The following is a 12,685-nucleotide window of genomic DNA, read 5'->3' on the forward strand; positions in this document are numbered from 1 at the left end:
CGCTTCGATGAGCGAGCCGAGTCCGGCGACCACCGCGCCCGAAGACGAAGCCGACCGCGAGGCCGGGCCGGAGGCCAAATCGGAAACCGGCGAGCCGCGCGAACCACGCTCGCCCAAGAGACCTTGGTGGGTAAGGCATTACACCTTCATGGGGACCACGGTCGGCCTGATCTTCATCTGGTTCTCGATGACGCCGTCACTGCTGCCGCGCAGCGCGCTGTTTCAGGGACTGGTCAGCGGGATCTCCGGCGCGATCGGCTACGGGTTCGGAGTGTTCGCCGTCTGGCTCGTCCGCTACATGCGCACCAAGAACTACAGCCCACCCGCGCCGCGCTGGGCATGGATGGTGATGATCCCGGTCGGCGCGGTCGGCGTGGTGGTCATGGCGATCCGGTTTCACGTCTGGCAAGACAACGTGCGCGATCTGATGGGTGTCCAACACCTGCACTGGTATGACTATCCGATCGCGGGCGGGCTGTCGCTGGTGGTGCTGTTCGCTTTGGTCGAGCTGGGCCAGTTCATCCGGTGGCTGGTCCGCTTTCTGGTGGAACAGCTGGATCGCATTGCGCCGTTTCGCCTTTCGGTAACCATCGTCATCATCTTGCTCGTGGTGCTGACCATCACCCTGCTCAACGGCGTCGTGCTCAAGTTCGCCATGCGCACCATGAACAACACCTTCGCGTCGGCCAACAACGAGATGAATCCCGATACCGCACCTCCGAAAACCCCGCTGCGCTCCGGTGGCCCGCAGTCGCTGGTGTCATGGGACTCGCTGGGCCATCAGGGCCGCATCTTCGTGCAAGCCGGCCCGACCGTTGCCGAACTCAGCGCGTTCAACGGGGCTCCGGCCGCCGAACCGGTCCGGGCCTACGCCGGGCTGAACTCCGCCGACGACATCACGGCGACCGCGGACCTGGCGGCACGTGAGTTGCAGCGCACCGGCGGGCTGCAGCGCGCCGTCGTCGCGGTCGCGACCACCACCGGCACCGGCTGGATCAACGAGGCCGAAGCCGACGCGCTCGAGTACATGTACAACGGCAACACCGCGATCGTGAGCATGCAGTATTCCTTCTTGCCGAGCTGGCTGTCGTTCCTGGTGGACAAGGAGAACGCCCGCCACGCCGGCCAGGCGCTGTTCGAGGCGGTCGACAGGCTGATCCGGCAAATGCCCGAGGCTCAACGCCCCAAGCTCGTCGTGTTCGGCGAGAGCCTGGGATCGTTCGGCGGAGAGGCGCCGTTCATGAGCCTGAACAATGTCCTGGCGCGCACCGATGGCGCGCTGTTCAGCGGGCCGACGTTCCAGAACACCATCTGGACGGATCTGACCGCCACCCGGGACGCCGGTTCGCCGGAGTGGTTGCCGATCTACAACGACGGCAAGAGCGTCCGATTCGTCGCCCGCCCAAGTGATTTGGGGCGCCCCAACACGCCATGGGACCACCCGCGGGTGGTCTATTTACAGCACGCCTCCGATCCGATCGCGTGGTGGACCCCCGACCTGCTGTTCGCCAAGCCGGACTGGCTTCGGGAAAAGCGCGGGTATGACGTGCTGCCCGAAACCTATTGGATCCCGGTGGTGACCTTCCTCCAGGTCACCGCGGACATGGCGGTGGCCGTCGACGTGCCGGCCGGACACGGCCACCACTATGTCGCCGACGCGGCCGACGGCTGGGCCGCTGTGCTGTCGCCGCCCGGTTGGACCGACGCAAAGACCGCCAAGCTGCGCCCCTTGCTCCATTCCGATGCCACCTCCACCGGGTAGCTAGAGCCAGCGGCGAACCGGGCTGCCCGTGCGCGCCAGCACCCCCGGGCCGGTACCACCGATCAACTCGTCGAGGACACCCGATCCGGCCAGCGCGTGGTAGCCGCCGATGACGTCGGTGGCGCGGTGCAGCCCGATGTCGAGCAGCGCGGCCGCGGCCAGGCTGGACGTGTAGCCCTCCGAGCAGACGATCACCCATTCGACGTCGTCGTCGACCGCCTCGGGCAGCTTGGCGTCGCTGGTCGGGTCGCAGCGCCATTCCAGGACATTGCGTTCGATCACCAACGCGCCCGGCAGCTCGCCCTCGCGGAGGCGCTGGGCCTGCGGCCGGATGTCGACGAGCACGGCCCCGCGCCGCAGCGCCTCGGGCAGCTCGGTGGCGCGAAGGCGGCGAAACCGGCGCCGGGCCGATCTCAGGACAACGTCGATGCGGCTCATCAGGATCCCTCCGGTCGGTCGGTCAGTTCGGTGCGCTCGCGGCGCAACCTGTTGCGGTCGGTGACCTCGTAGTACGACATCGCGGTCAGTGGCGGCGAGTAGGCGTGCACGCTCAGGGTCGGCGCCACCGCTCGCGGCGCCTTTGTCGCCGGCCGCGGAACGGGCCGGGGCGCCCACACCACGTCGTGCACCCAGCCCAGCGGGAACCCGGCCTGGTCGCCGGCGTCCAACCGGCGCCGCCGCAACCCCTTTCCGTCCCACCGGAATTCGCTGAGTGAACCGGACACGACGGTCAGCGCGCCCAGCGATCCGCCGTGGTCGTGCAACTCGGTGGCGTGCCCCGGCACCCAGCTGATCAGCCAGATGTCCAGTTCCTCGTCGCCATGAATGCGGGTGAACCAGCGCTTGGAATCCGGCACCCCGCCCCTGGGCAGCAGGTGGTCATAGCGCCCGCTGAGGAAGTGGTCGGCCGCCTGGTCGGTGGCGTGCAGCAGGTCGGGCACCCGCAGCCGGGTGGGTCCCGACGCGGGCTTGAGGGGCGACGACACGACGGCAGGCGTCGCAAAAGAAACGGGCATTCGAGGAGCTCCAGGGTCAACGGATGGGCAAGCGGCGGCGTGTTAGGGCCGACAACACTCGCAAAATCCGAAGCGCTCCATCACGGTCGCCAGTGTTGCATAGATTGAGACCGTGCGCCGTTGCCGTCATCGCCCCGGGCAGCGGGGCGGGCTTGCCGTCGCGGCGCTTCTGTTGGCGCTCACGGGCTGCTCGCACGGCACGCCCGGCGGCACGGCGNACGATCCTGCGGCTGCTGGACCCGTCCATCAGCGCGGCCGGCGTGCTGCGGGCCGGGAAGATCCTGGACGCGGTGCGCGACATCCTCGGGCCGGTGTCCATCGAGGAGCTCCCCATCCCCTACACCGCCGTCGCCACCGACCTGCTGGCCGGCAAGTCGGTGTGGTTTCAGCGCGGCCCCCTCGACGAGGCGATCCGCGCGTCCATCGCGATTCCCGGGGTGATCGCGCCACACGCGTTCGACGGGCGCCTCCTGGCCGACGGCGGCATCCTCGACCCGCTGCCGATGGCGCCGATCGCCGCGGTGAACGCCGACCTGACCGTCGCGGTCAGCCTCGGCGGCAGCGAGGCCGGCGGCGTCGAAGACCACCGCGACGCGGAACCGGGNTGACGGCAGCCGCTGGGCGATCACCCGGCGCCGGACGGGCTCGGCAACCGTGTCGGTGGCCAACGCCACGGCGCCGATCCGCCGCATCTGCTGTCTTGTCCTGTCCGGCGCCTCGTCGTACGGTTCGGCCAGGGCGGTCAGGAAGACTTCGGTGATGTCGTCGATGTCGACGCCGGAATCGATCTCGGCCGACGCCTCCGCGACTTGCCGGTCGTACAGGGCCTCCAGCGGGCAGCCGCTGCCGATCTGCGCGGCGACGGCCGAACCCGCCGAGGTCCCCACCAGCACATCCGAATCCAGCAGCGCGCGGGCCGCCGCGGGCGCCTCGTCGGCGATTCCGCGCAAAATTCCTGTCTCCCAAGCGATTCCCGCTATCCCGCCACCGGCCAGCACGAGCGCGCGTCTGGTTGTCACGTCCGGGCCTAAATCAGCGCTGCGCCCACTGGACCTGCCCGTCCACGTCGGCCGGATGCAGCGGATGCGTAGGCGGGTCGGGCAGCACCACGCTGCGGGTGATCTGCAGCCCGGCGTTGACGTGGACCAGCTCCCCCGGCTCCAGCAGGCGCCAGCGCGGATCGTCTGCCATCGGTTCGCTGGCGAATATCACCGACGAGCGGGTGCACAGGTGGTCCGACTGCGCGCGGATTCGGTGCGTGCGGAGGTCGAATTCGGGATCGGCCGCTCCCGATGTGTGTTCGTAGCGCCGATCCAGGACGTACAGCTCGCGCGTGTCCGGGTAGCGCAGTGCCCACATGTCGGTGGCCGTGCTGAGCAGGATGTTGACCGCGTAGATGGGCACGTTCGCCGCGAGCCACCGCGCGGCGTCGACCAGGCCGGCGGTCTCGTCGCCACCGCGGGCGCGGATCGAGCCGGTGATCAGCGCGAACACCCGCTCGGAATCGGTCTCGCCCAGGACCAGGTCAGCGGTGCCGAGCCCGCGCAGCCGGCCGTCGATGTCGTCGAGCCCCTCCAGCACGCCGTTGTGGGCGAAGATCCGGCCTTCCTGCAAAAACGGGTGGGTGTTGCGGACCTCCCGTGACCCCGTCGTCGCGTACCGCACATGAGCGACGAAGGTGGTGCCGGTCAGCTCGTGCGCCTCGGTGGCGAACTGGGTGTCGTGCCAGGCCGCGATGGGTTCCTTGTACAGCTGCGGCCGGCCGTCGGCGTCGAACACCCCCAGGCCGGTGCCGTCCGGGTTCCTGCGGCTCTGCTGGGACAGGCTGTCCGGGGCGTTGAGCAACCAAAAGGTCGCGGTGCAAACGTCCGTCCCGGCGTGCAATCCAAAAAGTCGGCACATGATTCCGACCGTACCGAAGGCGGCTCCGCGCGGCTTCGCGACACATAACCAGCTGCGCGGACACGCCGAAGCGCGTCGCAACGGATTATGCCTGGCGGCGTTACCGCGCCAACCCGGGCGCGGCCCGGCCGGTGATGAGCGGCAGATCGAAGAAACCTTGAATCCCGGCCGGGGCGGCGCAGGTGGCGGGCACCGCGTTGACGCAGTGCGCGGCGGTTGCGACGATCCCGGGATTGCTCTGCAGGCCCGCCTCCACGCTTTCCGGCTGCCAGCCCTTGACCGTCACGAACGTGTCCGGGTTGCCGCGCACCTCGATCTCGTAGCGCTCCCCGCCGGGGCCGAACGACCAAGGGGGGTCGAGGTTTTCGGACCCCATCAGCCAGTTCACCGTGATCCGCACCACCACCGCGTCCCCCACCAGCGCCTCCCAGTGGAAGCGGCGCCCGGCGACCTGACCGGGCTCGATCGCCCCGATCGGCGAGTCGATCGGCGCGGTGGCCACGGCCACCTCCTGCGCCGACCGGATGGGACCGGCGGCGAAACCCAGCTGGTCGACGCAGAGCCGGACCGACTGGGTGAAGCCGCCGTCGAGCAGCTTTTGCATCGGCCCGGTCAGCGCGCTGTCGGGCGTCCCGCCGAAGCCCATCACGTAGCGCAGCACATCCGGCGCTGCGTAGGTGCGCAGGTCGGAAAACTCTTCGGCGCGAACGAAAGTCACGCCGGTCGACATCACCGACAACAGCAGCGGAAACAGCTCGGTCGCCGCGCCCGGCCCTATCCCCGCACCGTGCAGCGTCGCATTGCCGGCCTGCGCCGCGACTTCCAATGGGGCGCCCTCCTTTTCGCTCGGGTAGAACCACCCGAGCGGGCTCACCACGTTCTTGCCCGAGCGCAGCAGCGCCGCCACCTCCTCGACGTTGGGCAGCAAGGGCGCGTAGATCACCGCGTCGGCGGCCAGCGCGAGCACCTCGTCGATGCTGTTGGTCGCCGTGACGCCCAGCGGCGGCATGCCGATGATCTCGCCGACATCCTTGCCCGCCTTGGCCTCCGAATGCACCCAGCAGCCGGCGAGTTCGAGCTCGGGATGTTCCAGCACGCCCTTGATGGCCGCGGTGCCCACCGATCCGGTCGCCCACTGAACGACGCGCAGGGTCATGTACGCACCTCACCTTCCCAGTCGCGAGCAGACAGAGAATCGCACGTTTGGATGCGGAATGCTGCGATTCTGCGTCTGCTCGCGCATCAGAGCCCGTTCAGTCGCGCGCCTCGACCACCCAATAACCGTGCTCGGCGTATCGCGCCCGGATGGCCTTCTTGTCGTACTTGCCCACGCTGGTGCGCGGAATCTCGTCGACGAACGTCCATCGCTCGGGCAGCCACCACCGGGCCACCTTGCCCGCGAGGAACTTTCGCAGGTCTTCGGCGCTCACCGACGAGTGTTTGGCAACGACGACCGCCAGCGGTCGCTCCTGCCACCGCTCGTCGGGCACCCCCACGACGGCGGCCTCAAGCACCTGGGGGTGCCCGATGAGGCAGTTCTCCAGCTCGACCGACGAGATCCATTCCCCGCCGGACTTGATGACGTCCTTGGCCCGGTCGGTCAGGGTGACGAAGCCGCGGTCGTCGATGCGGCCGACGTCGCCGGTGCGCAACCAGCCGGAGTCGAACTTGGACTCGTCACGCCCGAGGTAGTAGGAGCCGGCGATCCACGGGCCGCGGACCTCGACCTCGCCGACGGCCTCGCCGTCGCTGGGCAGCACCGCGCCGTCGTCGTCGACGATCCGCATCTCCACCCCGCCCACCGGCTGGCCCTGCGTCGCGCGGAACGCCCAGTGCTGATCCTCGGGGGTTCCCGGCGGCGGCCACGCCATCGTGGCCATCGGCGAGGTTTCGGTCATGCCCCAGAGCTGACGGATCTGGACGCCGTGCTTTTCCTCGAACGTGCGCATCAGCGACACCGGGACGGCCGAGCCGCCGCAGACCACCAGGCGCAGCGACGACATGTCGTGCTCGGGGTCGTCCTCCAGGCGGTGCAGGACGTCGTTCCAGATGGTGGGCACGGCGCCGGCCACCGTGGGCCGCAGCTTTTCGACCATGCCGATCAGCGAGCGGGCGTCGAGGTGACGATCGGGGAGCACCAGGTCGGCGCCCGCCAGCAGCGCCGCGTACGGCAGCCCCCACGCGTTGGCGTGGAACATCGGCACGACCGGCAGCACGCTGTCGATGGCCCCAACGCCGATGCCGTTGGTGGTACATGCCGCCATCGCATGCAGGTAGCTCGAACGATGGCTGTAGACAACACCTTTCGGGTTGCCGGTGGTGCCGCTGGTGTAGCACATGGCGGCCGCGGACCTCTCGTCGATCTCCGGCCACGTGAAGTCGGGGGATTCGGCGTCGATCAACTCGGCGTAGCTCAGCACGGTCTTGCCGGATTCCTGCAGCGGGGTGGGGTCGCCGTCCCCGACCATGATCACCGTCTGCACGGTCTCGAGTTCGCCGAGCACCGGGGCCAGCAGTTTGACCAGCGACGCGTCGACCAGCACGACCCGGTCCTCGGCCTCGTTGGCCACGTAGGCGATCTGCTCGGGGAACAGGCGGATGTTGAGGGTGTGCAGGACGGCGCCCATCGACGGCACCGCGAGGTAGGCCGCCAGGTGTTCGGCGTTGTTCCACATGAACGTCGCGACGCGCTGATCCCCGCTAACACCGAGGCGGCGCAACGCGTTTGCCAGCTGGGCGGCCTGCTGCCCCAACTCGCGATGGGTGATGCGCCGGTAACCGTCACCGGTGGCGGTGGTGACCGTACGCGCTCCGTGGACGCCGCAGCCGTGCCGCATGATCGCGGCGATGGTCAACGGAAAGTCCTGCATCGTGCTGTCCATCGAGGTACCGCCTCACTCTCTCGGCGCAACACCGCCACCTCTGCGGTCGGGCGAATGCTATCGCCGCATGCGGCTTTGAGAAAACGGGTTGCCCCGACAATGTGCGTTTTAAGCGCGAGTTGTCGGGTTTGCCCGGCGAAGCGTCAGGCCAGGGCCGGTTCCGGCAACTCGGGCACCACCCACTCGGTCGGGGCCTGGCTCTCGTGCACCGACGTCTCGATGCCCAGGGCGACGATCGAGGCGACCGGCGCCACGGTGACGGTGCCCGCATAGTCGGCGATGTAGAGGTATTTCGCGTCGGCGCTTTCGACAATGCACGACGGCTGATCGGCGACCCCGATGGTGCCGATGACGTCGTGCGTGAGCGTGCACAACACCGTGATGCCGTCGTCGCTGACCAGGTAGGCACGGTCGCCGTCGCCGCTGAGCGTCAGGCCGGTCAGAATGCCGATCTCGCCGATCTTGCGCGTCCCGGTGACCTTGGCGGTGCGGGTGTCGACGACGTCGATCACCGCGCCCAACTCGGGAGCGCAGCTGGCCACGTACGCGAGCGCGCCGTTGGGGCTGAGCGCGACGTCGCGGATGGGCAGGCCGATTTCGACGGTGCCCACCACGCGCGACCGGGACGGCGCGCGGGTGTCGATCACGACGAGCTGGCCGCCGGCCGGCCCGTTCGTGGCGACATACAGCCGGCCCCCGTCGGCGCTGGCCCGCACGCATTCGGTGGTGGTTCCCGCCCGGTTCGCCCATGCGACCTCCGCCACGCGGCCGGTCCTGGCGTCCAGGACGGCGACATCCGCGCCGCGGGCGCCGTTTCGGCTCGCGTAGACGTACTCGCCGTCGGGGCTCACCGCCAGGTCGCTCACGCTGTGCGCCAGCGGATGGGTCGCCACGACCGTGTTGGTCGGCACGTCGATGACCCCGATCGAGTCGTAGGCCGATGTCACGGTGCTGACGTACGCGCGGTTGGTGTTGCGGCCCGCCACGGCGAGCGCGAAGGGCTCGGGCAAGTCCGCAACGGTGTGCACGACGCGGCAGGTGTCGGTGTCGATGACCGAGACGCTGTCGCCGGCGTGGTTGGTCACCATCAGCCGGGTGCCGTCGGGGCTGGCGGCGATGCCGCTGATCGGACCCTGGTGCACGGCGATCTGGACGACGATCGGGAACCCGGCCGCCGCTCCCAACTCGATGACTTCGCCGCCTCCGGGCTCATTTCGGTGGTTCACTGCGAGCATGCTGGCACCGCCTTTGCTGTCTTCGTAGTACGTCCGGATCCCTCGGTGGGCGCCTCGCGCCTCGCACGAACCGGACCCCACCACCCGTAGATGGCTGCTTGAAGACAAATTTTACCGAGCGAATTACGGGCAAAAAGAATTCGACGTCGGCGCTGTCGGAAACATCACGTCGCGCGCGCCACCAACGCTTAGACTCTTTTCATCGACGACGCCGGGAGCCGCCCGCTGGCGAACCAAATCCACTGATCTGCCAGGGGATTCGCGTACTGGGCTAACACCAGACGCCGCATCATGGTCGATGCCGATAAATAAGGGTCTCTTAGAATTGGGCCGAAAGAGGCAAATGTCACATTTCGCCGATTCGCGCGCGCCATTCGGGAATTAATTCGCTGACAACGTCCCTCACAGCGCGTCGTGGTCGCGTTCGCCGGTCCGGATGCGGATCACCTTCTCCAGCGGTGAGACCCAGACCTTGCCGTCGCCGATCTTTCCGGTGCGGGCCGCGCCCATGATCGCCTCGACGACCCGCTCGGCGATCTCCTCGTCGACGAGTACCTCGACACGGACCTTCGGCACGAATTCGACTTTGTACTCGGCTCCGCGGTAAACCTCGGTGTGCCCGCGCTGCCTGCCATACCCCTGAACCTCGGTGACGGTCAGGCCCAGCACCCCGACGGCCTCCACGGCGTGCCTGACGTCATCGAGCGTGAAGGGCTTGACGATCGCGGTGACCAGCTTCATGGCGCCTCAGAGCCTCAATCGTCCACCGGTTCGGCGGGCTGGGAGCTCACCGACCCGGCGCGCGTTGCCCCTATCGGCTCAACCAGCCGGCCCGTGACGAGCCCTTCGTCCGGGTAAGCCTCTTCGTCGTGCACGCCGACGTCACCGGATTCCAGGACCTCGTCGGGCATCCGCAACTTCATGAACAGGCCAAGCACCTTCAGGATGACGAACGTGACGAGCGCATCCCAGACGATGACCGTGGCCGCGGCGCCGGCCTGGATCAGGATCTGTTTGGGGTGGTGGCCGTAAAGCCACCCGGCGGTGGTCACGTCCTGCCCGGCGCTGCCGCCCAGGTATTCGACGATGTGCGGGTCGGCGAGCACCCCGACGAGCAATCCGCCGGCCAAGCCCGCCACGCCGTGGGTGTGGAAGACACCCAGGGTGTCGTCGACCTTCTTGAACGGCCTCGTCCTGCCCAGCCAGTTCCACGACATCCAGACCAGTGACGAGGCCACGAAGCCGATGATCATCGCGCCGAAGCTGTTGACGAAGCCGGCCGCCGGCGTGATGGCGACGAGTCCGGTGATCATGCCGTTGACGCCGCCGAGGAACGTCGGCTTGCGTTGCTTGCTCGCGAAGATGTCCCAGATCACCCAGGTGAGTAACGCGACGGCGGTGGCGAGGTTGGTGTTGAGCACCGCCAGCGATGCGTCGGCGCCCGAGAAGTACGGGTCACCGCCGTTGAACCCGTTCCAGCCGAGCCACAGGACGCCGGCGCCGACCGCGGCCAGGGGAAGGTTGTTCGGCACGGCGCGCTCCCGGTCACGCGCCAGCCGCGGGCCGATCACCGCGGCGGCGACGAATCCGCTCGTTCCGGCGGCGAGGTGGATCACGTACCCGCCGCTGTAGTCCAGGGCGCCCGCGTGGGCCCACCAGCCCCCGCCCCACAACAGGAACGCGTTCACCGAGTAGGCGAACGTCGACCACAGCGGGACAAAGATCAGCCACACCTTGAAGTTCATCCGGCCGATCACGCTGCCGAGAAACAGCAGCGGGGTGATCGCGGCGAACACGAACTGGAAGTAGGCCAGCGTGGTCTCGGAGAACCGGAACGACGGCATGCTGCCGTCCAGCAGCGGGATATAGGCGATCTGCTGGTTGTTGCTGCTCAGGATCGTCCTGGGCTTCCCAACCGCCGACTGCAGAATGCCGGGGCCGAGCTTGAGCGGCTCGCCGAAGCCCATCTTGAAGCCCCACAGCACCCAGACGACCAGCACCAGCGAAAACCCGGTGAACGCCATCAGCATGGTGTTGACGGCCCACTTCTTCTGCACGATGCCGCCATACAGAACGGCGATGCCCGGGATGCTCATCAGGCCGACCAGAGTTGCCGCCACCAACTGCCAGGCGTTGTCTCCGGGGTTCAGCCAATCGGGATAGGGCAACATGGTTCAGACACACCCCAATTCGAGCCAAAGGCTTTAAATCAGCTGCGGTGCGAAATGACGCCGTAGACGGGTGAAGCGTCGGCCTGCAATGTTTCGGCCGTGTGTTCGGCGGTTTAAATATTGATTTCTTTCGGTGCGCCGCAGCCGCTCACGTGCTAGCTGAACTGGGTCCGGGGCCTGGACAGGGCCACTCCATCGACGATGATGTCGAGTTTCTCGTTGTAGAAGGCCACCAGGCCCGCGATCTGCCCGACCGCGGGCAGCGGGTAGTGGTAGGTCCACGCCAGGTCCGGATGCGTGGTGTCGCCGGCCCGCACCGACCAGTAGCCCGACGTCACTCCCTTGTACGGGCACAGCGTCTGGGTGGAGCTGGGTTCCAGGTGCTCGAACGCGACGTCGGTCGGATCGATGTAATACCTTGTGGGCAAACCCGTTTCGAATAGCAGCACCGGAGATCCGGTGTCGGCCAAGACGATCCCGTCGAGCTCGACCCGTACCTGGCGGTGGGAGCGCAGCGCGTCGACCCGCGAATACGGGTTGCGGGGGTGGCCGTAGATCGGCTCGTCCTCCTCGAACCACCGCAACGGCTCCCATTCGAAGCGCACGGTGCCCGCCACCGGACCGTCACCGGCGTCGAACACCCGCGCCGCCGAGGGATGCGTCCGGCCGGCACCGACCAGGGAGTACAGCCGCGACGGACCGAGCTGCACCTTCTGCGGGTGGTCCTCGTCGACCAAAAACCCCGTGCGCACATCGTCCAGCGGGATGTAATACGCGGGGTAGTAAGGCAATTCCCACACGTAGCGGGCGGCGGTGGTGTCGAACACCAGCTGGTGGCCGAGGTAGCCGCGAACCCGGCGCGGCGCGGGCTCGACGCGTCCGCGGGCGGCGGCCATCTCGGGGTAGTCACGCTCGGCGGTCACGTCTGGTCCCTGGATGCCAGCCCGGCCGGGGCGTTGGCGATCGCTCGGTGGATGGCGTCGGCGAGCGCCAGCGCGCTCTCCTCGGTGAGCTCGAGTGCGACCCGCGCGGACGGGCCCAGCTCCGGGTTGATCACGTCGATGTTGACCGTGTGGCCGTACGGCGCGTGCACGGGGTGGTCGACGTACACGGTCGCGCCGGCGGCGCCGAACCACCCCGTCGCCCCCTTGCCGCTGCCGTCGATCTGCAGGTGTTCGGTGAGGTAAGTGCACATGCCTTGGGAAACCTAGCCTTTCAGGTGGGTCGCGAAGAACTCATCGATGCGGCGCCAGCCGTCCACCGCCGCCTCGGGCCGGTACGCCGGCCGGTCGACGGAGAAGAACGAGTGGCCCGCGCCGTCATAGGAGTGAAACTCGTGCGGTTTGTCGAACTTGGTCAGCTCCGCGTCCAGGGTGGCCACCGCGGGCGGTGCGGGGAAGCGGTCATCGGCCCCGAACAGCCCCAGCAGCGGGCAGCTCAGGTTCGCCGCCAGATGCAGGATCGGTTGCATCGCCTTGGGCATGCCCTCGGGCAGGTCCTCCACGATGAACGCGCCGTAGCAGTCCACCGCGGCGTCGAACTGCAGCGAGCACGCCGCCAAAAACGCGTGCCGGCCGCCCGAGCAGTGCCCGATGACCCCGAACTTGCCGTTCGCGCCGGGCAGCGAACGCAGGTGCTCGACCGCGCCCGCGACATCGCCGACCAGACGTTCGTCGGGCACCCCGCCGGCGGCGCGCACCGTCGCGGCCGCGTCGTC

The 12,685-nt window shown here is 68.3% G+C and carries 12 protein-coding genes and 2 pseudogenes; 2 read left to right on the forward strand and 12 right to left on the reverse strand.

The features are described 5' to 3' along the window. Positions 1-7: 7 nt before the first annotated feature. A complete protein-coding gene (locus BN4348_RS49110) occupies positions 8-1,762 on the forward strand; it encodes an alpha/beta hydrolase (protein ID WP_066915177.1) in 1,755 nt (584 codons plus the stop codon). On the opposite strand, the gene BN4348_RS49115 is transcribed toward BN4348_RS49110, so the two are convergent. Beyond that, on the reverse strand, positions 1,763-2,200 hold the full coding sequence (locus tag BN4348_RS49115; protein ID WP_066915179.1) for a rhodanese-like domain-containing protein: 438 nt from the start codon (positions 2,198-2,200) through the stop codon (positions 1,763-1,765). After that, positions 2,200-2,778: a cysteine dioxygenase gene (locus BN4348_RS49120; protein ID WP_066915181.1), complete on the reverse strand. Its 579-nt coding sequence runs from the start codon at positions 2,776-2,778 to the stop codon at positions 2,200-2,202. Before BN4348_RS49120 ends, BN4348_RS49115 begins: the two co-directional genes overlap by 1 nt. A gap of 188 nt (positions 2,779-2,966) precedes the next feature. On the opposite strand from BN4348_RS49120, the pseudogene BN4348_RS62560 reads away from it, so the two are divergent. Then, a pseudogene (locus BN4348_RS62560) lies at positions 2,967-3,380 on the forward strand (patatin-like phospholipase family protein); the annotation flags it as partial. A gap of 3 nt (positions 3,381-3,383) precedes the next feature. Here BN4348_RS62560 and BN4348_RS62565 read toward each other — a convergent pair. The 10 genes and pseudogenes from BN4348_RS62565 to BN4348_RS49175 all read right to left on the reverse strand — a co-directional run. After that, positions 3,384-3,797: pseudogene (locus tag BN4348_RS62565) on the reverse strand (patatin-like phospholipase family protein); the annotation flags it as partial. Between the two features lie 13 nt (positions 3,798-3,810). Continuing rightward, positions 3,811-4,680, reverse strand: coding sequence for a class II glutamine amidotransferase (locus BN4348_RS49135; RefSeq protein ID WP_066915183.1), 870 nt, complete (start codon positions 4,678-4,680; stop codon positions 3,811-3,813). A 100-nt stretch (positions 4,681-4,780) separates the two neighbouring features. Further along, positions 4,781-5,836 (reverse strand): NAD(P)H-dependent amine dehydrogenase family protein, encoded by a 1,056-nt coding sequence (locus BN4348_RS49140; protein WP_066915185.1) that lies wholly within the window; start codon positions 5,834-5,836, stop codon positions 4,781-4,783. A 97-nt stretch (positions 5,837-5,933) separates the two neighbouring features. Continuing rightward, entirely contained in the window at positions 5,934-7,562 is a 1,629-nt protein-coding gene (locus BN4348_RS49145) for a long-chain fatty acid--CoA ligase (RefSeq protein WP_066915187.1), read from the reverse strand. 143 nt (positions 7,563-7,705) lie between these two features. After that, on the reverse strand, positions 7,706-8,797 hold the full coding sequence (locus BN4348_RS49150; RefSeq protein ID WP_066915210.1) for a YncE family protein: 1,092 nt from the start codon (positions 8,795-8,797) through the stop codon (positions 7,706-7,708). A gap of 402 nt (positions 8,798-9,199) precedes the next feature. Continuing rightward, positions 9,200-9,538 carry a P-II family nitrogen regulator gene (locus tag BN4348_RS49155; protein WP_066915190.1) on the reverse strand — a complete coding sequence of 113 codons (339 nt, stop codon included), beginning with the start codon at positions 9,536-9,538 and terminating at the stop codon, positions 9,200-9,202. 14 nt (positions 9,539-9,552) lie between these two features. Further along, positions 9,553-10,968 (reverse strand): ammonium transporter, encoded by a 1,416-nt coding sequence (locus BN4348_RS49160; RefSeq protein WP_066915192.1) that lies wholly within the window; start codon positions 10,966-10,968, stop codon positions 9,553-9,555. Positions 10,969-11,123: 155 nt separating this feature from the next. Next, on the reverse strand, positions 11,124-11,864 hold the full coding sequence (locus BN4348_RS49165; protein ID WP_084454346.1) for a DUF427 domain-containing protein: 741 nt from the start codon (positions 11,862-11,864) through the stop codon (positions 11,124-11,126). A gap of 23 nt (positions 11,865-11,887) precedes the next feature. Then, the gene (locus BN4348_RS49170; protein ID WP_066915196.1) at positions 11,888-12,163 is read right to left on the reverse strand and encodes a DUF6295 family protein; all 276 of its coding nucleotides are present in this window, start codon (positions 12,161-12,163) and stop codon (positions 11,888-11,890) included. A gap of 12 nt (positions 12,164-12,175) precedes the next feature. Beyond that, positions 12,176-12,685: dienelactone hydrolase family protein (locus BN4348_RS49175; RefSeq protein ID WP_066915198.1), on the reverse strand; the 510-nt coding region annotated here is incomplete at its 5' end.

It is taken from the genome of Mycobacterium interjectum, from assembly GCF_900078675.2.
Taxonomy (GTDB): Bacteria; Actinomycetota; Actinomycetes; order Mycobacteriales; family Mycobacteriaceae; genus Mycobacterium; species Mycobacterium interjectum.

Bases quoted from the DNA above. Each gene is read 5' to 3' on its own strand.
- BN4348_RS49110 (WP_066915177.1), top strand. From the start codon at position 8: ATGAGCGAGCCGAGTCCGGCGACCACCGCGCCCGAAGACGAAGCCGAC.
- BN4348_RS49115 (WP_066915179.1), bottom strand. From the start codon at position 2,200: ATGAGCCGCATCGACGTTGTCCTGAGATCGGCCCGGCGCCGGTTTCGC.
- BN4348_RS49120 (WP_066915181.1), bottom strand. From the start codon at position 2,778: ATGCCCGTTTCTTTTGCGACGCCTGCCGTCGTGTCGTCGCCCCTCAAG.
- BN4348_RS49135 (WP_066915183.1), bottom strand. From the start codon at position 4,680: ATGTGCCGACTTTTTGGATTGCACGCCGGGACGGACGTTTGCACCGCG.
- BN4348_RS49140 (WP_066915185.1), bottom strand. From the start codon at position 5,836: ATGACCCTGCGCGTCGTTCAGTGGGCGACCGGATCGGTGGGCACCGCG.
- BN4348_RS49145 (WP_066915187.1), bottom strand. From the start codon at position 7,562: ATGGACAGCACGATGCAGGACTTTCCGTTGACCATCGCCGCGATCATG.
- BN4348_RS49150 (WP_066915210.1), bottom strand. From the start codon at position 8,797: ATGCTCGCAGTGAACCACCGAAATGAGCCCGGAGGCGGCGAAGTCATC.
- BN4348_RS49155 (WP_066915190.1), bottom strand. From the start codon at position 9,538: ATGAAGCTGGTCACCGCGATCGTCAAGCCCTTCACGCTCGATGACGTC.
- BN4348_RS49160 (WP_066915192.1), bottom strand. From the start codon at position 10,968: ATGTTGCCCTATCCCGATTGGCTGAACCCCGGAGACAACGCCTGGCAG.
- BN4348_RS49165 (WP_084454346.1), bottom strand. From the start codon at position 11,864: ATGGCCGCCGCCCGCGGACGCGTCGAGCCCGCGCCGCGCCGGGTTCGC.
- BN4348_RS49170 (WP_066915196.1), bottom strand. From the start codon at position 12,163: ATGTGCACTTACCTCACCGAACACCTGCAGATCGACGGCAGCGGCAAG.